This window comes from Betaproteobacteria bacterium (genome assembly GCA_016194905.1).
Classification (GTDB): domain Bacteria; phylum Pseudomonadota; class Gammaproteobacteria; order Burkholderiales; family JACQAP01; genus JACQAP01.
The window spans coordinates 45,596-66,522 of sequence record JACQAP010000005.1; the positions used below are offsets into that span (position 1 = coordinate 45,596).

The following is a 20,927-nucleotide window of genomic DNA, read 5'->3' on the forward strand; positions in this document are numbered from 1 at the left end:
TACCGGAATAACGGCATGCCGGGCATCGCCTTGAGCGCCGTGCCACGCCATCGTTTGAAAACGATTGCGACACACTGGAACCGGAGATGTCCCTGAAAATGAAACTGCACGGATGGATTGCCTGGATACTCTTGGCGCTGCTCGGCGCCTGCGCTTCGCAACCGAAAGAACCGCCACGAATCATGATGGACGGTTTTTCCATCGCCCCGCCCAACGAAAAGGAATGGATTATCGCCAAACAGAGTCCGGACGTGACGGTCATTGGCAAGCCGGGCCGCTTCTCCGGGGAAACGTTCACGATGCAGGCGACGATCATCAAGCTGCCGCCGGCCGAATCTACGGATGAACTGGTGCGGCATGTGGAATCCACACAGCGCAAGGAACTCGATCCGAAGCGCTACAGGGTGTTCAAGCTCGAAGTCGGCCAGCAGAAAATCCATGGCCAGGCTTGCGCGCTCTCGCGCGTTGAAGCGGCCGAGCGAACCACGACGGACGGCACCGGCTCGCCGGTCAACATGATGCTGGAAACACTGACGCTCATCTGCCCGCACCCGAAGGATTCGTTGCGTGGAATCAACATGGCGTACTCGCACCGGCATTTTCCCGAAGACGTCGACCCCCAGTTTTCGCAGGATGCCGCGATGCTGATGCAGAACCTGGCCTTCGAACCGCTGTGAACGTCATCGTCCGAAGCTGTCATGGATAAACCCACATGGAACACGTATCCGACATCACCCGCATCATTCAGCTAGCCGTGGCGCCGGTGTTCCTTCTCACCGCCATCGGCACCATCCTCTCGGCGCTCAACAACCGGCTCGGCCGCATCGTCGACCGGCGGCGGGTACTCGAAGAACGCCTGCGCAAAAGCCTTCCCGAAGGCGAACAGCCCGGGAAGGAGGATCTCTACGAGCTGGAACTACTGGCCCGCCGCATCAGTCTGATCTACCACGCGATCGTGCTGGCCATCGTCTGCGCCTTGTTCATTTGCCTGCTGGTTGCCAGCGCCTTCCTTGGCGTATTTGTCACAGTCGATATCGCCAGGTTGATTGGCACCTTGTTCATCCTGGCCATGTTTGCGCTGATCGGGTCGTTGTGGATGTTGCTGAGGGAAGTCTTCCTCGCGGTGAAGGTCGGCCGCCACGATATCCTGGTGAAGGATCTGCTCCGGTAGCACGAGGCCGCTGCGGTTTCCATCACGCTTGGATCGAGGCACGCCGACACGCTAGACTGTGAATTGTTAATTTCTGACCCCAGACAGCGGGCGCCTCGCGTGCCGCCCGCCGTCGTGGTCGCTCCGGAAATCGACGGAGAGCCTTACTTCTGGAAGGACGGCGAAGACGTGCTGTTAGACGAGACTTTCATTCACTACGCCCTCAAATACGCGATACTCGGCGGACTGTTCTACTGGATATTCCTGACGTGACCGGATCCACCGCAGGCAGCGTCACATTCGAGCTCGCCGCGGAGACGGACGCGCTTGGAATCGCGCGGATGTCGCGCGACCTGATCGAAACCGGGCTGGGCTGGTCATGGACAGCGACACGCGTACTGCGATCGATCCGCGATGCCGAGGCGCTGGTACTGGTTGCGCGCGAAGGCAGGCGCATCATCGGCTTCGCGATCATGGACTTTGGCGAGGAAGCCGCGCATCTGGCACTGCTCGCTGTCGATCCATCACATCGCCGGCGCGGCATTGGCCGCCATCTGTTCGACTGGCTCAAGGAAAGCGCGCTGACCGCGGGTATTGCCGTGGTCAAACTCGAGTTGCGTGCAAGCAACGTGGAAGCGCAGCATTTCTATCGTTGCCTGGGTTTCGAGGAAGTCGGCTGGACGGTCGGCTACTATCGCCGACGCGAAACCGCCCTGCGCATGGCGTTGCGCCTGCGCGAGCCCACCGCCGGCAGCCCGCACGCCGCGCGTTGAATAGATGACTCCGCTACACGCGATCGGAGACGGCGGCAGCCCGGCAATGTCGGCGAAGCACTTCCCGATCCGCAAGATCGCCCTGGGTCCATCGGATACGGTCCTCGATCGCCGGAACGACGGCGCGATCCTGATCCGTTCGCCGCACGCGCTCGGCCCCCATCCGGCCAAGCTCAACGAGCGCCTCGTGCACTGGGCACGCGAAACTCCCGGGAAAATATTCCTTGCCAAGCGCGATGCGGGCGGAACATGGCGTACGCTCGCCTACGCTCAGACGCTCGCTCTGGTGCGCACCCTCGGCCAGGCGCTGCTCGATCGCGGTCTGTGCGCACAACGGCCGCTCGCGATCCTGTCCGGGAACGACCTGGAGCACGCGCTGCTCGCGCTCGCGGCAATGCACGTCGGCGTGCCGTATGCACCGATCTCCCCCGCGTACTCGCTGGTCTCGACGGACCACGCCAAGCTGCGTTACATCCTTGAATTGCTCCAGCCGGGACTGGTATTCACCGCAAACGGCAAACGTTACGCCAAGGCCATCGCCGCGGCCGTGCCGCCAGGCTGCGAACTGGTTGTAACCGAGGTGGCACCCGCGAATCGCCACGTCACGTTGTTCGACGCACTGCTCAAGCAACCCGCCGGCAACGGAGTCGATGATGCCTATGCCACGGTAAATCCGGACACTGTGGCCAAAATCCTGTTCACCTCCGGATCGACCGGGCAGCCGAAGGGCGTGATCAACACCCAGCGCATGCTATGCAGCAACCAGGAAATGCTGGCGACGACCCTGCCGTGCCTGCGCGAGGTTCCCCCTGTTCTGGTCGACTGGCTGCCGTGGAACCACACCTTCGGCAGCAATCACAATTTCGGACTGGTGCTTTACAACGGCGGCACGCTGTATATCGACGACGGACGGCCGGTGCCCGGTCTGTTCGAAAACACCGTGCGCAACCTGCGCGAGATCGCACCCACCGTCTATTTCAACGTGCCGCGCGGTTTCGAGGAACTGGCCACCTATCTGAAGCGCGAACCGGCGTTGCGCGAGAAGTTTTTCAGCCGCGTCGGCATGCTGTTTTATGCCGGGGCCGGACTGCCACAACCGGTGTGGGATGCATTCGAAGAACTCGCGGTACAGACCTGCGGTGAACGCATTCTCTGGATCACCGGGCTGGGCGCAACCGAAACCGCGCCACTGGCAACTTGTGCAAACTGGGAATCGGGGCGCGCCGGCATGATCGGCCTGCCTGTCGCCGGCCAGGAGATGAAGCTCGCGCCTGCGGGCGACAAGTTCGAAGCCCGTTTTCGCGGACCGAACATCACGCCCGGTTATTGGAAGCAACCGGAACTCACACGCGCGGCGTTCGACGACGAAGGCTACTACCGGATGGGCGATGCCGTGCGTTTCGACGATCCGGATCATCCGGAGAAGGGGCTGATGTTCGACGGCCGCCTGGCCGAAGACTTCAAGCTGTCCAGCGGAAGCTGGGTGAGTGTCGGCCCGCTGCGCACGCGGTTTCTCGCTGCGGCGGCACCGTTCGTACAGGACGTCGTCGTCGCGGGTCACGACCGCGACTACGTCGCTCTGCTCGTGTTCCCGCGGCTGGAAGAATGCTGTGCTCTGTGCGGCCTGCAGAAACAGGCCGGCGCGTCCGAGATCGTCGTGCACGATCTGCTGCGAACGCGCTTCCAGGCGCTGCTCGATCAGCTTGCCATTGAAGCCACTGGCGGCACGACGCGAATCCGGCGTGTGCTGCTGCTCGACGTTCCGCCTTCCATCGACGCCTCCGAGGTCACCGACAAAGGTTCCATCAACCAGAGAGCGGTTCTGGAACATCGCGCGACACTGGTCGAAGAACTTTATGCGCCAACCCCTTCGCCACGCACGCTTTGCGCGATCTGAAAGAAAACCCCTAGCACGCCATCACAGGTCGGTTCGGTAAGACACCAGCGCTTCCGCCAGCAGCTTGGGCACGTCCACGGAGCGGCCATCCGCACGGCTGATCGCAACGATGACCAGGTAACCTTCCGTGACCACTTCGGCGCCCGCCTTGCTCATGGCGAACTCGAACCGGATCGAACTGCGCCCGATCCGGGCCACCCAGATCTCCGTATCGAGCAAATCGTCCAGTCGCGCCGGACTCCGGTAATCGAGATGGAATTGCACGCGCGGCAGCCAGATGTCCAGCCGGTCCCACAACGTTGCATACGGGAATCCCGCCGCGCGAAACAATTCGGTTTCAGCCAACTCGACGAACCGCGTGTAAGCGCTCCAAAGAATGTTGCCGCTCGCGTCCACGTCGCTCCAGCGTACGTACTCCTGCGCGCGGTGGCGCTTTACCTCTTTGCGGAGAAGGCTCATTAGCGCGCATCATACCGGCGGTTGAATCTCGACCATGTCGATCTCTCGAGCGCTGTCCGGCGGCTACGGGGCTTCCCCTGGCTCGGCAACATCTCAAACGACTGGACCTCATCCACCGATCTTCGGCGAAGCCGCGGCAGCCGGAAATTGCAGTACCCTGGAACCGCCTTGAAACGGACGCCCAGTCGTCCTATAAAAAATCTAACAATAAGGATAAATCGAGATTCAGGTATCGGCTTCGGACAGGCATCGAAGGAGGATTGAACATGGCAATCAGCACGAAGAAAGTGGTTCTCTGGCGCAAAGAGGTGGACAACCAGCCGGGAGTCCTGGCCCGGACGCTGGCACCGCTGGCTGAGGCCGGGGCGAATCTGCAGATAGTGATGGGCTACCGGTTTCCGGGCAACGAAAGCCGCGCTGCGATCGAGATCTTCCCGGTGTCCGGCAGAAAACTGACCTCCGCTGCGGGTACCGCCGGACTTAGCGCATCCGCCATCCCGACCCTGGTGGTAGAAGGCGATAACCGGGCGGGATTGGGAAGAGCAATAGCCGGGTCGCTGGCGGACGCCGGCATCAACCTGGGATTCCTGGTCGCACAGGTGATCGGCAAGCGCTATTCGGCGGTGATCGGATTCGACACCGAGGACGATCTGAAGAAGGCGACGCCTCTGATCAGGAAAGCCACGACTGCCAAGCCGGCACCGCAGAGGAAAAAGGTCAAGTCAAAGAAAACGTAGTCGAACGCTCAGCCAGTCAGCCACTCCCGCAGCGCCGTGTTGACCCGCTGCGGGCGTTCCAGGGTGGACAGGTGGCCGCACTCCTCCACGATTACCAATTCGGCCCCGGGAATGGCCGTCGCCATTCCTTCGCTGTTCTCCAGCGGAGTCAGCTGGTCCTGCCGGCCGCATAACACCAGCGTGGGACACTGGATTTTCGGCAGGTTGGGCCGGAAGTCCGGCCGCGCAATGATGGCCTTCTGCTGGCGGATGTAGCCCTCGACGCCGGTGCGCTCAGCCATTTCCCGGATCACCCTTACCAGAGGCGCGTCTTTTACCCGCGACGGATGCAGCATCAGCGGCAGCATGCGATTGGTTACGGGCGTGAAGCCGCGCTCGGTCTGCGCCAGCTTCATGAACTGACGGCGGCGCTCGGTTTCCTCGGGCTGCTCCGGACGCGAGCGTGTGTCGAGCAAGGCGAGCTTTTTTACCCGTTGCGGCGCTTGGCGCACGATCTCCTGCGCGACATAGCCGCCCATCGACAGCCCGGCGAGCGCGAATTCCTTCCACGGGGAATCGCGCAGCACGGACGCGGCCATGTCCTTCATGGTCTCGTGCTCGGTCAGGTCGGCGACAAAGAAATCGGCAATGTCGGCGAGGTCAGATAGTTGTGGTTCCCATAGTGCTGCGTCGCAGAGCAGGCCAGGAAGAAGGACGAGGGGTTGCTTCATTGTTTCTTCACAGTCTATGTGTGTCTATTGCAGCTTGCGACAGGTACTCCTGAAGCCTGTCGACCGGATAGCCGTAGCCGATGGCACCGAAGGGAATGCGGTTCAACCGGTGGTGGAATTGAGCCAGGTCAACGTTCGCCAGGCCGCCTTCGTCTTCCACGTGCCATCCAATTTGAAACCGCATGTCGTTCATCGAACCCAGCACGCTTCGGTTGCTGGAACGGGTGAAGCGGATCACGCTGCAAGCTTCCAGCATCCGCTCGATCTGCATTTGGGTAAATTCATCCCACATCAGCGCCTTGAACAGACGCTGGCCAAAGACTTGGTCGAGATGCTCGAACTCCGGTTTCTTCAGTCCCGGAACGAATACCGAGTACAAGGTTACGTCGTGCGTGAATAGCACGCACTTGCGACGATCGAACCGCAATACATTGGCGTGCCAGCTCTCGCCGGAGGCGGTCGGATCAATCATGCGATCCGGGATCTCCGCCAAGAGCTTCTGAGTGCAATGAATCAACATCCGACTCACCTGGTCGCAGTTCGGGCTTCAGTTCACGCCGGCAAGAAACAAGACCTACCCTGGCACTTTTGTGTTCGGCGGGTTACAGGCATCCCTTTTACCCGTCAAGTGGGCGGCGGTAACTTGTCGAGAGCAGCGGCTCCCGCCGCAGGGCCTTGTTTGGGCCACACAAGTTTTCAAGCGGCGATGTCACTTTCGCCACCGACGAGCCAGATTTTGGGCTGTGCCCATACCCGCGTAACGAACGCATTGCCCTGCTTCATGCGTTTTGCCAACTCCTGCGGCGAGTACACCGTCGGATTCACTTTCCGGCCAAGCCGTGCCGAAACATCCTCCAGCGCGGCGAAAAGATCGGCGTAAGCCAGGTTGCCGCTTACCACCATCAGATCAATGTCGCTTGCCGCCGCGTCCTGCTTCTTGGCGACTGAGCCATAGACGAATGCCGCAGAGATGTGTTTGGCCAACGGCTTCAACGCATCCCGCAATGGCTCGGCCAGTCCCACGGTTTTTTGCGCAATGGCGCAAAGCTCGGAGAATATCGGGGACTTCGGATTGGCCTGATAATGCTTCTGTGTCCCTACCCTGGTAACCGTCACGAGGCCGCTGTCCTCCAGACGCGCAAGTTCGCGCTGCACGGCGCCCGAGCCGCCGCCGACAAGCTTGATCAGTTCCGTGGCGAAGAAACTGCGCTCGGGTTGGCCAAAGAGATAAGCAAGGACGCGCTGCTGGATCGACGAAAAAAGTGCGTCGGCGAGGCTAGTCCCTGCTCGGACCTTGGAAACCGGAGTTTTTGCATTCGTACCCATATTGGGCATATTAATGCCCATTTTGGGTATGTTCAAGCTTTCTGCCTTACCCCGTCCGTGATGTCCGCTCTCCGTTGTGGCGCGATGCATCCAAATGCAGACTCACATGGCCGCAAGTTCGGGGCTTCAGTTAGCGCCTGCCAGAACAAGACCTGCCCCCTCACCTTTCCCCAGCCTTCACTCACCACGCCAGGTACACCGTGTTCGTCGCTTCGCGGTCCTGCAGCGGATTATGGAACCCGACCACATGCGCCTCCACTGAAGAAAACACCCGGGCCAGGGTCGCTTGGAAAGTCTCGTCCGGCGGGTCATTCGACCACAGTCCGAAAACGCCTCGCGGCTGAAGGTGGGCGGCGAGGCGGCGCAAACCATCCGACGAATAAAACGCAGCGTGATCCGGATAAAGCACATGGCCGGGGGAGTGATCGATGTCCAGCAGGATCGCGTGGAACCGCTTGTCCGGAACCCGCGGATCGATGCCATTGGAATTCACCCGCGCGTAGAAATCGCCGACGAGGAATTCGCAGCGAGAATCGGCGCTCAATCCGGCGCCCAGGGGCACCAGTCCGCGCCGGTGCCAGTCGATCACCACCGGCAACGCCTCGACCACCAACAACGAGCGCACGGCGACATGGTCCAGCACGGCGCGCGCTGTGTAGCCCAGTCCCAGGCCGCCGACCGCAACGTCCAGCGGCCCGGCCTCGCATGCCGCCAGCGCGAGCCTCGCCAGCGCAACCTCGCCATCGGTGAACAGGCTCGACATCAGGAACTCGTCGCCAAGTTTCACTTCGTACACCTCGACGCGGAGCCTGGGCTCAGTGCGCCGCCGCAGGGTGATTTCGCCCATTGGCGTATTGCAATAGTCCAGTTCTTCGAAGTCGGGTTTCATCTTCCAGGTTATTCGTAATGTCCGGCGCGATAATTTGGGGCATGGATAGATTAGCGAACTCCTCCAGCACGCCATCTTTCAGCAAGAAAATATCCAGGTTCGCCTTATCGCGTTATGAGTCCTTACAGCTTTCCGGCTTCCAGAAAACTGAAGTATTCAATCCTGTTGAAGATGATGTGGTCCAGCAGTTCGATGCCTACGATTTCACCCGCCGCTTTGAGCTGAGCGGTGATGTTGATGTCACTTTGCGACGGTTCAACACCACCGCTGGGGTGATTGTGGGCAACGATGACGGCTGAAGCACGGTCGAACAGCGCATCCGCGAAGACTTCGCGCGGATGAACCGGGCTGCGGTCAATCAGGCCAATCGAAACGACGCGGATGTTCAGCACTTCATTCGCGCCATTGATGCTGGCGCATAGAAAGTGCTCCTGCTTCCGGTCGGCGTAGTGCCGGATGTGAGGCAACAGATCGGCCGGGGTTTCAATCTTAGCGCCCTCCGGTTTGATGCGGCGGCGGGCGAACTCGATCGCCGCGAGAATCAGGGTGGCCTTCGCGTCGCCCACGCCTTCGAACTGCGTCAGGTCTTCGGCCTTCACTTCCAGGCCCTTCTCGTCAATGAGCCGCGCCAGCTTCCCGGCGAGGGTCATGACATCCATCCCGGGCGTGCCTTTCCCAAGCAGAACCGCCAGCAGTTCCCGATCGCTCAAGGCAGCCGCGCCTTTCCGGAGCAGCTTCTCTCGCGGCCGGTCGGCTTCGGGCATCTGGTGAATGGTCTTGCTCATCGCCTCATGCCGCGAATGACAGATGGTGCTGGATCACGGTGAACGCCATGATGTCGAAGATGCCGCTGGGGTCCGTGTACTTCGGATCCGACAATTCCTCGTAGCGTCCTCGCGCGTCATAGGCGGTTTGAATCTCGCCGTTCACCTGCCCGCGATAAGCGCCTTCGAGGTAGATGCCGTCGTCCCGGTGGGCGGTGACCGTGCTGCGAATGGCTGGGTCGCGGCTTTCTCCTCCGTGACCTGCTTGATGTAGAGCGCCTCCTCGTCAGTGATAGCGAACCTGGCCTGGATCTCTGCGATCATGTCCTGAACGGACACCTTCTTCGGGGGCGGGCCAGAGCCCTTCTTACCAGCTCCCGGTTTGAGTTTGACCGTTCCACCGCCCCTCTCTACGCCCTGATATTCAACAGCGGCCTTGATGACTTCTGTCTGGCGAATCTGCTTCATCAACTCGGACACACTGCCTTGTTTGATGAGTTGCGGGCCGACGTATTCGGCAAACGTGGCGAGTTGCTTGATCTCCGGCGCAAAGGTGAAGAAGCAAGTGAGGAAGTGAAAACTCTTCACGAAGCGGGCAAGCAGGTAAACGAATTCCTTGCGCTCTTCCGGGTCGGTGAGTTTCGCCTGAAAGCGAGTCCGCAGCGCGTTGACCGAGAACTGCACCTGGGCATCCGTGCCGGTCGCGAGCAGCTTTGCGAGATCAGCAGCATCCTTCTGCGTGAACACCGCCGCAGCCAGAATCTCGGCGTGCAATTTCGGGCAGAGGTACTGGTCCGGCTCTTCCGGCTCGAAGGGCGTGCCTTTTCGGTATTTGACGAACGCCTTGAGGATCGCCTTGGCGTTGTTGGTGAAGTCCACGACCACGACACGATCCTTGCCTTCGTAGCAGCGGTTCAGCCGCGACAGCGTCTGCATGGCGTTGCGGTCCGCGACCGGCTTGTCGAGGAACATGCCGGCCAGCAGAGGCTGGTCGAAACCTGTCTGGAACTTGTTGGCCACGATCATCAGGCGGTAGTCGTCGCCCTCGAACCGCTGCTCGATCAACTCACCGTCCTTCAATTCGTTGACTGCGTGCTCGGAGATCGCCGCGTTGGTCTCCGGATGAACGAAATCCGAGAAGGCATAGAGCGCCTTGTAGGCCGCGCCGCGCTCCTTGAGCTTCTCCTTGATGATCTGGAAATAGCGCAGCCCGGCGACGCGCGAGGTGGTCACGATCATCGCCTTGGCGCGTCCGCCGATGAGCGGCATCACGTCCTTCTCGAAGATGCGCAGCATCACCTCGGCCTTGTACTGAATCAGGCCATCATCCTGGAAGGCCACGTTCTGGAGCGCCTTGGACACGACCCCCTTGGGATAGAGTTTCTCCTCGTCCAGCTTGGGCACGACCGGGCAATGCGCGTTGTAGAGCGTCTTGTAGGAAATGATGCTGGCCGCCACATCCACGATGTAGCCTTCGGCGATGGCCTCGGCCTCGGAGTAGGTGTCGAACGGCTCGCCGAAAAGGGTGACGGTGGCCGGGGCAGGCGTCGCAGTGAACGCGACGATCATCTGATTGAGGTCATGCTCGCGGATGATCCTGGCGAGTTGTTCTTCGAGATCTTGCTCGGGAGCCTCGGCATCAGGATCGTCCGCTCTGCGGAACGGCAATCGAATGGCCGCACCCATCTGACCTTCCTGCGAGCGGTGGGCTTCGTCAATCAGGAAAGCCACCCGGAGTTTCTTCAGTTCGGAATTCTTCTCGATCTCCTCCAGCACCCAGGCGAACTTCTGCTGCGTGGTGACGATGATCGGCTTGCGGCCCGTCAGGAACCGCGGCAGGTCCTCAGCCTTCCGCGCCAGGCCAACGACATCCTTGAGGTGAGTGAAGTTCTCGATCTCGTCCTTGATATTCGTATCGAGCGATTTCCGGTCTGTGAGGATGAACACCAGGTCCACGAGCTTCTCGCTCGTGCCGGGCTTGAACAGACTGTGGAGGCGGTCCGCCAGCCAGCACATGGTCAGCGTCTTGCCGCTGCCCGCCGAATGATTGACCAGATACTTGCGGCCGATATCGGCCTTCGCGGCGAATTGCGCCGAGATGTCGTCCGTAACCTTCCGCACCGTGCGGCTCTGGTGATAGCGCGGGAACAGGGTGAAGGCCGGACGCTCCGGCTTGTCGTCCTCCGCGTCGCGCTGGGGCACGCGGACGAGGAAGAAAGCGAGCGCTTCGAGCAACTGGTCCTTCGCCAACACCTCGCGGTACAGGAACTCCACCGGGTATTCAGTCGCCGTTTGCGGCGTGTTCGTCAGGCCCGTGTTGTGCCAGCGGAAGTTCTGTTCCCGGCGCGGGTCGGTGGCGGCCATTGCGTCGCTGGTGTCGGCGGCGAGGTAGAGGAACGGATGCTGGAAGATCTTGTGAGCGTGGTCGCGGGCGGCGAACTGCGCGACAGCGTCATGCACGGTCTGGTTCTTCTCGTGTTTCAACTCCAGCGCCACGATGGGCAGGCCGTTGAGGAAGAAGACGAAATCAATCTCCTGATTGGTCTCGCCGAAATAGAAATGCGGGCGAAAGGTAATGCGATTCTCGCCGTGTTTCCTGGCAGCGGCGCTCTCGGCAGAGCGGGGCTTGGGGTAGTAGAGCCGCAGCTCCAGCCCGCGAACCTTGAGGCCGTGGCGGAGGAGCATCCACAACGGCGTGTGCTCCAGTTCCTTGCGCAGGGCCTTGAATACCTCATCCCGCGCATCCGTGCCATATTCGTCAGTGAGCTTCTTGAGCGTGTCGTTCTGCGTGGCCTTGAGAAAGGCCCAGAGTTGATCTTCAGCGATGTAATGCTCGGTGTCGGTGATGTCGGCCTGTTCGAGCACGCCATACTTGTGCTCGCGGACGAGAAAATCCGCGATGTGCTGCTGGAATGTGAGCTCAGGAGCCTTCTTGCGCGCCATGTTCAGTCCGCCTGGCCGCAGTCCCGAATGATTACTTCGCGGAAGCGCGTTTGACGCGGTAAGGGGCGGTGGGCTGCGCCACCCGCTTGACGCTCTTTTCATCCGGCTCGAACACCACCCGCACGCGCGCGTGCAGCGCTTCGGCGACGCGTCGCAGGTTGGCCAGAGAATGGCCTTCGTAATCGGGCGATTCGAGCCGGCTGATCTGCTGCTGCGACGTCTTAAGCCGCCGCGCGAGTTCCTTTTGCGAAAGTCCCGCCTGCTCGCGCAGCGCGGCGATCTGCAGCGCCACATCCCACGCCTCGCCCGCCCGCTTGAACCGCTCCGCAAAATCCGGATCACGGAGTTGCTCTTCGAGGTGAAGGTCAAAATTAGTTTTCTTCATAATTTCATTCTCTCCTGCCAGTCGCGCATCCGCTCCCGGGCCGTGCCGAGGTCGCGAGCTGCGATGGCCTGGCCTTTGCTGCGGATGCCGTGAACGGCGACGATGCGCCGGCCTTTCATAAAGAACCACAGCACGCGCGTGTTCAAATTGCCGACGTGGCGCAATTCAAACAATCCGTCGCCCAACGCCTTGGTCAACGGTTCGCGATGAGCCTGTCGGCTTCGTAGCTTTCCCAGGCCAGCGAAGACCGCCGCAAAGTCGTCCGGATCGCTCGCCTCCAGCTCATCGAGAAACTCGCGTACGGGACACCTCCCCGCCACAGTCTCATAGTATTCTACGGTGAACTCCATTTTAAGTAAACATCAAATTTGATGTTGCCTTGCCTGAGGTGCCTCCGTCCGCTTCGCGGCCGCCAAGTCCGCCTCCGTCACCCGCCGCTGGCCGGTGACGCACTCGTGAATCAGCGATTTTCGATAGGCGGTGAGGGTGGCGATTTGTTGGTTCAGCGTTTCCTTTACTGCGAGAGCTTCTTGTTCTTTCATGTCGAGATACTCACCAATCGTCTTTTGCTCCTTCAAGGGGGGAAACGCCGCGAAGTTGGTCCCGATCCGCACGTTGTTAAGGTTTAGTTGGGTGCTAACGCGCGGCAATCGCCGCAGACGCAGGTGAACAAAGTGATATCCATCCCGAAATCCCTTCCGCCGGAGACGTGGGCGCTATAGCCGCAGGCGCGGCATCCGATCTGGTAGACGGTTCCCATGATCAGGCAATCCTTTTCGTGGGCAAGGAGATAACGGCTCCCCTGCTTTCAGTCCCGGATGCTCGGTGAAGCGGGACCGGATTCATATCCAATATGGGCAGGGAAAACCCCACTTTGAGTACGTTCCCCTTAATCTTTTGCCTAGTCTCACCGCGACTTGTCTCGCAACCTCCGATACGACTCCGCAGCCATCCATGCTGTCACCGTCTTCTGAAACGCAATGTCGTTCATATAGCGAATGAAGATCTCCTCGTTCTGATCCATGCGTTCGACAAAGAGCGTTTCGAGAAGATTCTTGAACACGAGCGCGAACTTATCCTCGGGGTTCACGATCGCGGCCTGCTTGAGACCTTCGTCCGTTATCGCCGCCTCGACGATCTGATCAAAGAATAATTGATCAGCTTGATTAAAATCCGTGCCAAAGCGCTCGTTAACCAGATCTATCAGGCGTGAGAGCAGTACCGGCTCACGTGCTGCGAGGCCACTGCCGACTTCAGTCGGTCCGTCCAGCGGTCGCGCATACTCTTTGGAAAGACTGATTGAGCCCTCACTAATTTTCTGCAAGCGGTAATACTCAAGCTGCACTTCTTCATCGAACTGATAGGCGGGGCCACTCATTCGCCTGGGCAGCTTCGCCGCGAGATGACGCAGGAAGACGTACAACCGCTCAAGGTCCGAATCCTGATAGGGAATCACCTGACTCAAAAAGCCATAGAGGTTCCGAAAGGCTTGTACCTTGCCTCTCCACAACTCAGCTTCTTCCTCGCTGGTCTTCTGTCGCACGGTAAAGCGTGACACCGCAGGATCCAAAGCCGTGTTCATCGCTTGATGGTCTGACGGACTCTGCCGTTGTTTCGGCATGAAGTAGACGGCGCAAAAACGTTCGACTTCCTCGTCGAGATAAACGCCCGATGCATCCAGTTCACCCTTGATCGCATACATACGAGCCGGATCAACTTCCTCCCCTATCTCGGCGCCTTCGTAGTACGTTGCAAAGGCCTCGCGAATTTCTTCGCGGTCGTTCACGAAGTCGAGGACGAATGTGTCTTCCTTGAACGGGTGAATGCGGTTCAGGCGCGACAGTGTCTGCACGGCCTGGATCCCGGCAAGCCGTTTGTCCACGAACATCGTGTGCAGGAGCGACTGATCAAACCCCGTCTGGTACTTCTCTGCGACAAGCAAGACCTGGTACTCCTGGGTCGCGAACTTCTCGGGGAGCTCCTTCTCGGCGATGCCGTGATTCATGCCCTGTTCCGTGTAGCTGACGCCGTCGAGCTTATCGTCCAGCACCGTGCCCGAAAAGGCCACCAGCGACTTGATGGCGTAGCCCTTCTCCCGGATGTAGCGATCGAAGCTCTGCTTGTAGCGCACAGCCTCGAGGCGCGAGCCGGTCACCACCATCGCCTTCGCTCGCCCACCGATCTTGTGCCGAGTGACGGCCTGGAAGTGCTCGACCATCACCTCGGTCTTTTGCGCGATGTTGTGCGGGTGCAGCTTCATGAAGCGCGCCAACGCCTGTGCGGCCTTCTTGCGTTCGACGTTGGGATCGTCCTCGCAGGCCTTGAGCAGCTTGAAATAGGTCGCGTAAGTCGTGTAGTTCTTCAGCACGTCGAGGATGAACTCCTCCTCGATCGCCTGCCGCATCGTGTAGCGGTGAGCGGGCCGTCCATCGCGGCCGAACACCGCGAGTGTCTTGTGCTTGGGCGTGGCGGTAAAGGCGAAGAAGCTCAAGTTCGACTGCTTGCCACGCTTGGCCATGCTGCGGAAGAGCTCTTCCATGTCTTCCCGGCCTTCCTCGGCCGCGCGCTTACTGGCCTCTTCCCGCAAGCCCTCGCCGCCCAGTACCTCCTTGAGGTCGGTCGCCGTCTCGCCACCCTGCGAACTGTGGGCTTCGTCGATGATCACTGCGCAACGCCTGGTGGCGAGCGTCCCAGTTCCTGTCGTCCCGCGCTCCTCCGCCATCTTCAGCAACTGGCGGGACACGAAGGGGAACTTCTGCAGTGTCGTGATGATCACGGGAACGGCATTCTCGAGCGCCTCGGCGAGCTGCCGCGAACTCTCGTCGATTCGCTGCACGACGCCACGCTTGTGTTCGAACTGGTAGATGGTGTCCTGAAGCTGCTGGTCGAGCACTACCCGGTCGGTCACCACGATCACGCTGTCGAATACCCGTTGGTTTGCCGCGTCGTGCAGGGACGCCAGCCGATGCGTCAGCCAACCGATCGTGTTGCTCTTGCCGCTGCCCGCCGAGTGCTCGACGAGGTAGTTGTGCCCCACACCCTCGCTACGGGCGGCGTCCACCAGCATGCGCACCGCCTGAAGTTGGTGGTAACGGGGGAAGATCATCGACTCCGTCTTGACCTTGCGGCCCTGGTCGTCACGCTTCTCGTCGATCTGCAAGTGGATGAAGCGTGCAAGGAGATCGAGCAAGCTGTCCCGCTGCAGCACCTCTTCCCACAAATAGGCCGTGCGGTAGGTCCGCCCAGCCGGATCGGGCGGGTTGCCGGCGCCGCCGTCGCAACCCTTGTTGAACGGAAGAAAGTGCGTCGCGGTACCCGCCAAGCGGGTCGTCATCAGCACCGACTCGGTATCCGCCGCGAAGTGGACCAGGGTGCGGCGTTTGAACTCGAAGATCGGCTCGCGCGGATCGCGGTCCTGCTTGTACTGCCGACGGGCATCCTCAACGCGCTGGCCCGTGAGCGGATTCTTCAGTTCCACCGTGGCTACTGGAATACCGTTCAGGCTCAGCGTGACATCGAGGGATTTCTCGGAGCGCGGCGAGAAGTGAAGCTGTCGGGTCAGCCCAAGGCGGTTCGCAGCGTAGCGAGCCTCCAGCTCCGGGTTCAGGTCGTGCGCTGCCTTGAAGAACGCCGCATGCAGCGTCCGCCCATAGCACTTGAAGCCGTGGCGCAGGGTCGCGAGCGCACCGTTGGCGTCCATCCACTTGCACAGGTCGCCGAGGATTTGCTCCCCGGTCTTGTCCCCGTGCAACGCCTCCAGCTTCGCCCACTCCTTCGGTTGCGTCTCGCGGATGAAAGCGAGCACCGTCTCGGGGAAGATCGCGCGCTCGCGGTCGAAGCCCTCGGGCGCGATCCGCACGTAGCCATTCTGAAGCAGGTGCGCCTCGATGACGGTCTCGAACGCCGCCTCGTTCGTTCGATTCATGATTGCGGCCCCAGTACAAAGCGTGCGCGCTCAAACCGGAGCATTTCGTATGGTGTCATGCACTTGACGCCAAGCCCGATGCAGACGTTGGGAATCTTGACTTTCTTTGCCTGAGGAGCCGCCTTCTCATGGGTGACGACGATGTAGCCATGAGCCAACGCATGAGCGATGAGGTAGTAGTCGGCCACCTGGAGAAACGTGTTCACTGCAGCGGGCTCGTAGCCTTGACCGGTGACCCATGTACTGACCGAGCCGAGAGCTGGCAATACTTTCGAGTCGGGTTTCAGAAAGAAGCCTGGCCCGCGCGCGCCAGCCCACGTCGAGAGATCATCGCCGCCAGCCGCGATTTCGTCGCCTACCTTTTCGATGCTGAACACTTGATCGGCTGTATTCGTGACGATCAGCCAATCCCAGAAGGCCGGACAGAAGTCGAGTCCATAGTGGAGGTTCTTCGCAGCAATGAACACGTCGGCATCGAGCAGGTACGCCATCAGGCGACTCCCAGGCTATGGCCAAGCTCGCGGAAAGTCGCGAGCTTCGAGAAGCCAAGGAGGCGAAATGCATCGATATATCTAGTCTGACCTTCCAGCGTGCTGACCACCAAGGCCCGGGCGAAGCGCTTGCTCGTCCTGGCGCCGATGGTCAGGTAGAAATCGCCGCCGCTTCCCTTCGGGAGTGCGCGCAGGCGGGCAAGCTCTTCCTCGTAAGCTCGCCAGTACGCCTCACCTTTCAGACCGCCGGCGTCGTGGATTCTGCGCAAGATAACCAGTGTGCTCACCTTGAACCGTCGCGCCAGTCGGTCCAATTCGGCGCGCAGTTCGGCGCGGCGGTCGTACTGGGCGCGGAGAACCTCCAGCGGCACGAGCAGCTCGGCGGCAACCTGGTTGCACCAGCGCTCAACCTCGTGTTCGGGCACCGATGCGGCCTGCGCATCGGAGAGGGCGGACTGGCCGAGCCATATGTGCACCAGCTCGTGGGCCAACGTGAACATCTGCGCCGCCTTGCTGTCCGCGCCGTTGATAAAGACGAGCGGGGCGAGGTCATCAGCCAGTGCGAACCCGCGAAACTCCTGGGGATCAAGCTTGCGCCTATTGTTGCTGCCCACCACTCCACTCACCATGACGAGCACACCCAGCGCGTCCGCTTGCCCGATGAACCGGCGCAGCGCGTCGGTCCAAGTCGGCATCTGGCGCCGCTCGTCGATGTCAAACGCGAGCGCGTGACGGATCAGCGCCGCTGTTCGGACCACGTCGTCCGCCACCCGCACGGAGCCGACGAACGCCAATGGCACCTCTCCCATGGACCGGGCAAAGTCCCGGTACCACTCCTGGCGCTGCTGGCAGATGTACAGCGTATCGAGCAGGTCGGGGCTCGGGTGATCGATGCGCTCGTTGGCGACGGTGCGGAAATCCGGAATCGGCACACGCTCGACCGGGGGTTCTGGAAGGAAGAGGTATCCAATCGGCGTATGCGTGGCCTTGGCGAAGCCTTCGAGCTGCTTCAGCGTCGGCTGCTTCTCGCGACGCACCCAAGTCGGAAGCTGCGGAATGCGGTAGGCCAGGTCGCCCGGGTCCATGCCAGCTCGCTCCCAGGCCCAGCGCAACATTTTAGGTTGGATGGCGACGCGCGTCATGCCGCGAATTCTCCCACGTCGAGCTTGCCCGTCACAGCAGCCGCAATGAGGGCGGCCCGGCGCTCTTTCAGCAGAGCGATGGTGCGTTCTGTCGCAGAGCGCAGTCCGTCCAGCTTTGTGAGTTCTCTAGCCACGCTGGAGACGATCTCTCGCTGTTCCACCAACGGAGGCACCGGAAGAAAGACTTCAAAGAAGCCCTCGGGATAGAGCCTGAGCCGCGACGACCAGACACCTTTTGAGTATCGGGTGACTTCCTGAGCGAAGACAGGCAAGCGAACCATCAGGTCCACGTAGGCCGGTTCAAGTCGCGTCCCGGGCTGGTACACGTTGTACGCTGGGCTGACGATGCCGTTTACGGGCGACACGCCCATCGCACCCATCCATGCCCACAGCGTGTTGATGACGAGGTCCCCCGAGAAGCAGATCTTGTATCCTTCAGTTGTCTCCGCCTCGAACATGTTGACGTCTTTCTCAGAGCGGAGAGTGACCCCTGTGAGATGCGACACCGTAAGGAGCTCTTCCTCGCCCGTTTCGGACCGCTGATCGCGTTCTTTGAACAGCCATCTCGAACGCTCTATCTCCCAATGCGCCGGAATCTCGCCGAGCCAGGGGACGCCGGAGTCGCGGAGGGGGGCACGGGGGTCGGGGCCGCGGGTGACGGCGCGAGTGATGAGCGCCCGGCGCTTCTCGGCCAACAGCACGAGCACCCGCTCCTTCGCCGCCACCAGCGCATCCAACCGCGCCGTCTCGCGGTCGAGGTAGTCGGCGATGGCACGCTGCTCCCGATACGGCGGCACGGGAAGTTCGAGGTTAGCAATTACGTCGACCGCAAGGCCCGGCTGGGCGGCCGATTGCGAGTACTGATTCAAGTTCATTGACCGCAGCACTTCGCCGAGCCAAGTCACATCGGCGTCTGCTTTTATCGTAGCCACAACCGCATGTTCAGATGCCCAGAAGCATCCTGTCGCATAGTTGATATTCCCGCACAACGCTCCCTGACGGCCAATGAGAACGTGGCGACCGCAGTGGGTATATGCGGTCGTGTAACCCCGGAGTCCGTTGCCACCGAAGACCGCGTACTCGCCTGTTTCAGCGATGTCATCGGTGGTAATGGCTTCGCCACTCCGCAAGGAAGCGACGTACTTCAATTTCTTGCGCTCCCAATGGCGCGGTAGCGCGTCGAGCCAGTCCGATGACTGGCTCACTCCGTCACCTCCCGCAGCAACCGCATGATGTCCTCCTCCGCCTTCTTCAGCTCCGCATCGATCTCCTCCAGCGGTCTCGGCGGCGTGTACTTGTAGAAGTGGCGGTTGAAGTTGATCTCGTAGCCCACCTTGTCCTTGCTGCGGTCCATCCAGGCGTCGGGCACATGCGGGCGCACCTCGCGCTCGAAGTAGGCGTCGATGTCGTCCTTGAGCGGCACGTTCTCGAAATCGCGCAGGTCGGCGTCCGGCTCGTACCCGTCGTCGCGCCCGCCCCTGGCGACCAGCTCGGCGTCTGGGTCCTTCTGTGTGAAGACGCCGCGGAAGAGCTTCTGCTCGGTTGCCTTCCAGCGCGACTTGCGCTCGTGCAGCAGGTCCTCGATGCGGCTCCACACCGCATTCCAGTCGCGCTGCGGCTCGCGGCCCAGCGCCTTGTCGATCGCCTGCACGTCATCGAGCAGGTGCGGGCAGGCGTCGAGGAAGCGGGCCTTGTCGTCAACGGTCATCTGGTAGCACAGGCGCAGGGGCCGCTCGACGGTCACGCGGGTGTAGCCGAAGTCGGTGTTGTCGAAGGTCCTGGAGGTCTCGCCGTCGGTCTGCCGGCCGTAGAGTTTCACGATCTCCGCAATCTGGCTCCCGGTGATGTGCCGGCGCTTGTCGCCGAGGCTGCGCTTGTTGTCTTCGCTGCCGCCTGCCGTCCACACGTCGCGCGCATCGAGGAGCTGGATCTTGCCCTTGCGCCGCTTCTCCTTGCGGTTGGCGACGATCCAGACGTAGGTGCCGATGCCGGTGTTGTAGAACATCTGCTCCGGCAGGGCGATGATGGCCTCTAGCCAGTCGTTCTCGATGATCCACTTGCGGATGTCGCTTTCGCCCGAGCCCGCGCCACCGGTGAAAAGCGGCGAGCCGCTGAAGACGATGGCGAGCCGTGCTTGTGTTCCGCCGGGCGCACGGGCTCGAACTTGTCGACCATGTGCTGCAGGAAGAGCAGCGCGCCGTCGTTCACGCGCGGCAGCCCTGCGCCGAAGCGGCCATCGAAGCCGCTCTTGTCGTGTTCCCGCTGAATCTCCTTTTGCTGCTTCTTCCAGTCCACGCCGAAAGGTGGATTGGTGAGGAAGTAGTCGAAGGTCTCGCCCGCGAACTGGTCCTCGATGAAGCTGTCGCCGTAGCGAACATTATTGCCGCCGCCGTTGTGGTCAACCTGCTTCATCAGCATGTCGGAAGCCGCGGTGGCGAAAGCACGCTTGTTATAGTCCTGTCCGTAGACGTAGAGTTTCGCCGCGCCGTGGTGCTCGCGCAGGTAGTTCTGCGCCTCCGCCAGCATGCCGCCAGTGCCGCAGGCCGGGTCGAGGAGCTTGCGCACGGTGCCGGGCGTGGCGAGTAGCTTGTCGTCATTGATGAACAAGATGTTCACCATCAGCCGGATGACCTCGCGCGGCGTGAAGTGGTCGCCTGCGGTCTCGTTGGCCAGTTCATTGAAACGCCGGATGAGGTTCTCGAAGATAAGCCCCATCTGCTCGTTCGGCACCGCCTTCGGGTGCAAGTCCACGTCGCAGAACTTGGAGACGACGAGATAGAGGATGTTCGCCTCGCGCATCCGCTCGATCTCGTTCTCGAACTCGAAGAAGTCGAAGATGTCTCGCACGTTCTTCGAGAAGCCTTTGATGTAACTGACAAGGTGCTTCTCGATGTTGTCGGGGTCGCCCTTCAGCTTCTCGAAGTCGAGGGGGGAGTGGTTATGGAAGCGTTGCCCGGCGGCCTTGTTCAGCCGCTGGTCCAAGGCCTCGCCTTCGACCTTGCCACCTTTGAGCTTCGCGTGTTCCACCATGACCTTGGCTTTCGATGAGGCGAGCACGCAGTCGAACCGGCGCAGCACTGTCATCGGCAGCATGACGCGCTCGTACTGCGGAGGCCGATAGGGGCCACGCAGGAGGTCGGCAATCTGCCAGATTAGATTGGAAAAATAATTGTGGTCGGGCGTCGTCATAGTTAGATGTTCTTATTCGATCCCAGATCCTTACGTCCCGTTGGTGCCTCACTAACCTGCTAGCTTGACGGATTCTACCCACCCGACATCAGGGTGACTACCGCCCAAATAGGAATGAAGGGTGAAGACGTGAAGTGTGAAGGGTAA

19 protein-coding genes and 2 pseudogenes are annotated in these 20,927 nt (G+C 60.9%); 6 read left to right on the forward strand and 15 right to left on the reverse strand.

From position 1 onward, the window contains the following. Window positions 1-98 precede the first annotated feature (98 nt). From HY067_01395 to HY067_01415, 5 genes are all read left to right on the forward strand, one after another. A complete protein-coding gene (locus HY067_01395; GenBank protein ID MBI3526604.1) occupies window positions 99-677 on the forward strand; it encodes a hypothetical protein in 579 nt (192 codons plus the stop codon). Window positions 678-712: 35 nt separating this feature from the next. Next, window positions 713-1,171 (forward strand): DUF2721 domain-containing protein, encoded by a 459-nt coding sequence (locus tag HY067_01400; protein MBI3526605.1) that lies wholly within the window; start codon window positions 713-715, stop codon window positions 1,169-1,171. 99 nt (window positions 1,172-1,270) lie between these two features. Continuing rightward, the gene (locus HY067_01405) at window positions 1,271-1,423 is read left to right on the forward strand and encodes a hypothetical protein (protein MBI3526606.1); all 153 of its coding nucleotides are present in this window, start codon (window positions 1,271-1,273) and stop codon (window positions 1,421-1,423) included. After that, entirely contained in the window at window positions 1,420-1,923 is a 504-nt protein-coding gene (locus HY067_01410; GenBank protein ID MBI3526607.1) for a GNAT family N-acetyltransferase, read from the forward strand. The genes HY067_01405 and HY067_01410 overlap by 4 nt, the downstream gene beginning before the upstream one ends. 46 nt (window positions 1,924-1,969) lie before the next feature. Further along, on the forward strand, window positions 1,970-3,820 hold the full coding sequence (locus HY067_01415; protein MBI3526608.1) for a feruloyl-CoA synthase: 1,851 nt from the start codon (window positions 1,970-1,972) through the stop codon (window positions 3,818-3,820). Window positions 3,821-3,841: 21 nt separating this feature from the next. On the opposite strand, the gene HY067_01420 is transcribed toward HY067_01415, so the two are convergent. After that, window positions 3,842-4,279, reverse strand: coding sequence for an acyl-CoA thioesterase (locus HY067_01420; protein ID MBI3526609.1), 438 nt, complete (start codon window positions 4,277-4,279; stop codon window positions 3,842-3,844). Between the two features lie 266 nt (window positions 4,280-4,545). Between HY067_01420 and HY067_01425 the strand changes: the two genes are divergently transcribed. Beyond that, window positions 4,546-5,016, forward strand: coding sequence for a hypothetical protein (locus HY067_01425; protein ID MBI3526610.1), 471 nt, complete (start codon window positions 4,546-4,548; stop codon window positions 5,014-5,016). A gap of 8 nt (window positions 5,017-5,024) precedes the next feature. Here the strand turns inward: HY067_01425 and HY067_01430 are convergent, their stop codons facing one another. The 14 genes and pseudogenes from HY067_01430 to HY067_01495 all read right to left on the reverse strand — a co-directional run bounded on the left by HY067_01430 (window position 5,025) and on the right by HY067_01495 (window position 20,780). Next, window positions 5,025-5,726, reverse strand: coding sequence for an alpha/beta fold hydrolase (locus tag HY067_01430; GenBank protein ID MBI3526611.1), 702 nt, complete (start codon window positions 5,724-5,726; stop codon window positions 5,025-5,027). Window positions 5,727-5,733: 7 nt separating this feature from the next. Beyond that, the gene (locus HY067_01435) at window positions 5,734-6,198 is read right to left on the reverse strand and encodes a hypothetical protein (GenBank protein MBI3526612.1); all 465 of its coding nucleotides are present in this window, start codon (window positions 6,196-6,198) and stop codon (window positions 5,734-5,736) included. A gap of 224 nt (window positions 6,199-6,422) precedes the next feature. After that, a complete protein-coding gene (locus HY067_01440) occupies window positions 6,423-7,052 on the reverse strand; it encodes a helix-turn-helix domain-containing protein (GenBank protein ID MBI3526613.1) in 630 nt (209 codons plus the stop codon). Between the two features lie 181 nt (window positions 7,053-7,233). Continuing rightward, window positions 7,234-7,941, reverse strand: a complete 708-nt coding sequence (locus HY067_01445) for a spermidine synthase (GenBank protein MBI3526614.1) — start codon at window positions 7,939-7,941, stop codon at window positions 7,234-7,236. A 122-nt stretch (window positions 7,942-8,063) separates the two neighbouring features. Beyond that, window positions 8,064-8,726 (reverse strand): DNA repair protein RadC, encoded by a 663-nt coding sequence (gene radC / locus HY067_01450; protein ID MBI3526615.1) that lies wholly within the window; start codon window positions 8,724-8,726, stop codon window positions 8,064-8,066. 4 nt (window positions 8,727-8,730) lie between these two features. After that, window positions 8,731-11,648: pseudogene (locus HY067_01455) on the reverse strand (type I restriction endonuclease subunit R). A gap of 31 nt (window positions 11,649-11,679) precedes the next feature. Further along, window positions 11,680-12,033, reverse strand: coding sequence for a helix-turn-helix transcriptional regulator (locus HY067_01460; GenBank protein MBI3526616.1), 354 nt, complete (start codon window positions 12,031-12,033; stop codon window positions 11,680-11,682). Then, a complete protein-coding gene (locus HY067_01465) occupies window positions 12,030-12,383 on the reverse strand; it encodes a type II toxin-antitoxin system RelE/ParE family toxin (GenBank protein ID MBI3526617.1) in 354 nt (117 codons plus the stop codon). Before HY067_01465 ends, HY067_01460 begins: the two co-directional genes overlap by 4 nt. 12 nt (window positions 12,384-12,395) lie before the next feature. Continuing rightward, window positions 12,396-12,611, reverse strand: a complete 216-nt coding sequence (locus HY067_01470; protein ID MBI3526618.1) for a hypothetical protein — start codon at window positions 12,609-12,611, stop codon at window positions 12,396-12,398. 329 nt (window positions 12,612-12,940) lie between these two features. Further along, window positions 12,941-15,958: a type I restriction endonuclease subunit R gene (locus tag HY067_01475; GenBank protein MBI3526619.1), complete on the reverse strand. Its 3,018-nt coding sequence runs from the start codon at window positions 15,956-15,958 to the stop codon at window positions 12,941-12,943. Next, window positions 15,955-16,449 (reverse strand): DUF4411 family protein, encoded by a 495-nt coding sequence (locus HY067_01480; GenBank protein MBI3526620.1) that lies wholly within the window; start codon window positions 16,447-16,449, stop codon window positions 15,955-15,957. The genes HY067_01475 and HY067_01480 overlap by 4 nt, the downstream gene beginning before the upstream one ends. After that, on the reverse strand, window positions 16,449-17,591 hold the full coding sequence (locus HY067_01485) for an ImmA/IrrE family metallo-endopeptidase (GenBank protein MBI3526621.1): 1,143 nt from the start codon (window positions 17,589-17,591) through the stop codon (window positions 16,449-16,451). The genes HY067_01480 and HY067_01485 overlap by 1 nt, the downstream gene beginning before the upstream one ends. Continuing rightward, on the reverse strand, window positions 17,588-18,796 hold the full coding sequence (locus HY067_01490) for a restriction endonuclease subunit S (protein ID MBI3526622.1): 1,209 nt from the start codon (window positions 18,794-18,796) through the stop codon (window positions 17,588-17,590). Before HY067_01490 ends, HY067_01485 begins: the two co-directional genes overlap by 4 nt. After that, a pseudogene (locus tag HY067_01495) lies at window positions 18,793-20,780 on the reverse strand (SAM-dependent DNA methyltransferase). Before HY067_01495 ends, HY067_01490 begins: the two are co-directional and overlap by 4 nt. Window positions 20,781-20,927: the final 147 nt, after the last annotated feature.

Coding starts and splice junctions, on each gene's coding strand:
- HY067_01395 (MBI3526604.1), top strand. CDS start 99: ATGAAACTGCACGGATGGATTGCCTGGATACTCTTGGCGCTGCTCGGC.
- HY067_01400 (MBI3526605.1), top strand. CDS start 713: ATGGAACACGTATCCGACATCACCCGCATCATTCAGCTAGCCGTGGCG.
- HY067_01415 (MBI3526608.1), top strand. CDS start 1,970: ATGTCGGCGAAGCACTTCCCGATCCGCAAGATCGCCCTGGGTCCATCG.
- HY067_01420 (MBI3526609.1), bottom strand. CDS start 4,279: ATGAGCCTTCTCCGCAAAGAGGTAAAGCGCCACCGCGCGCAGGAGTAC.
- HY067_01425 (MBI3526610.1), top strand. CDS start 4,546: ATGGCAATCAGCACGAAGAAAGTGGTTCTCTGGCGCAAAGAGGTGGAC.
- HY067_01430 (MBI3526611.1), bottom strand. CDS start 5,726: ATGAAGCAACCCCTCGTCCTTCTTCCTGGCCTGCTCTGCGACGCAGCA.
- HY067_01435 (MBI3526612.1), bottom strand. CDS start 6,198: ATGATTGATCCGACCGCCTCCGGCGAGAGCTGGCACGCCAATGTATTG.
- HY067_01440 (MBI3526613.1), bottom strand. CDS start 7,052: ATGGGTACGAATGCAAAAACTCCGGTTTCCAAGGTCCGAGCAGGGACT.
- HY067_01445 (MBI3526614.1), bottom strand. CDS start 7,941: ATGAAACCCGACTTCGAAGAACTGGACTATTGCAATACGCCAATGGGC.
- radC (MBI3526615.1), bottom strand. CDS start 8,726: ATGAGCAAGACCATTCACCAGATGCCCGAAGCCGACCGGCCGCGAGAG.
- HY067_01460 (MBI3526616.1), bottom strand. CDS start 12,033: ATGAAGAAAACTAATTTTGACCTTCACCTCGAAGAGCAACTCCGTGAT.
- HY067_01465 (MBI3526617.1), bottom strand. CDS start 12,383: ATGGAGTTCACCGTAGAATACTATGAGACTGTGGCGGGGAGGTGTCCC.
- HY067_01475 (MBI3526619.1), bottom strand. CDS start 15,958: ATGAATCGAACGAACGAGGCGGCGTTCGAGACCGTCATCGAGGCGCAC.
- HY067_01480 (MBI3526620.1), bottom strand. CDS start 16,449: ATGGCGTACCTGCTCGATGCCGACGTGTTCATTGCTGCGAAGAACCTC.
- HY067_01485 (MBI3526621.1), bottom strand. CDS start 17,591: ATGACGCGCGTCGCCATCCAACCTAAAATGTTGCGCTGGGCCTGGGAG.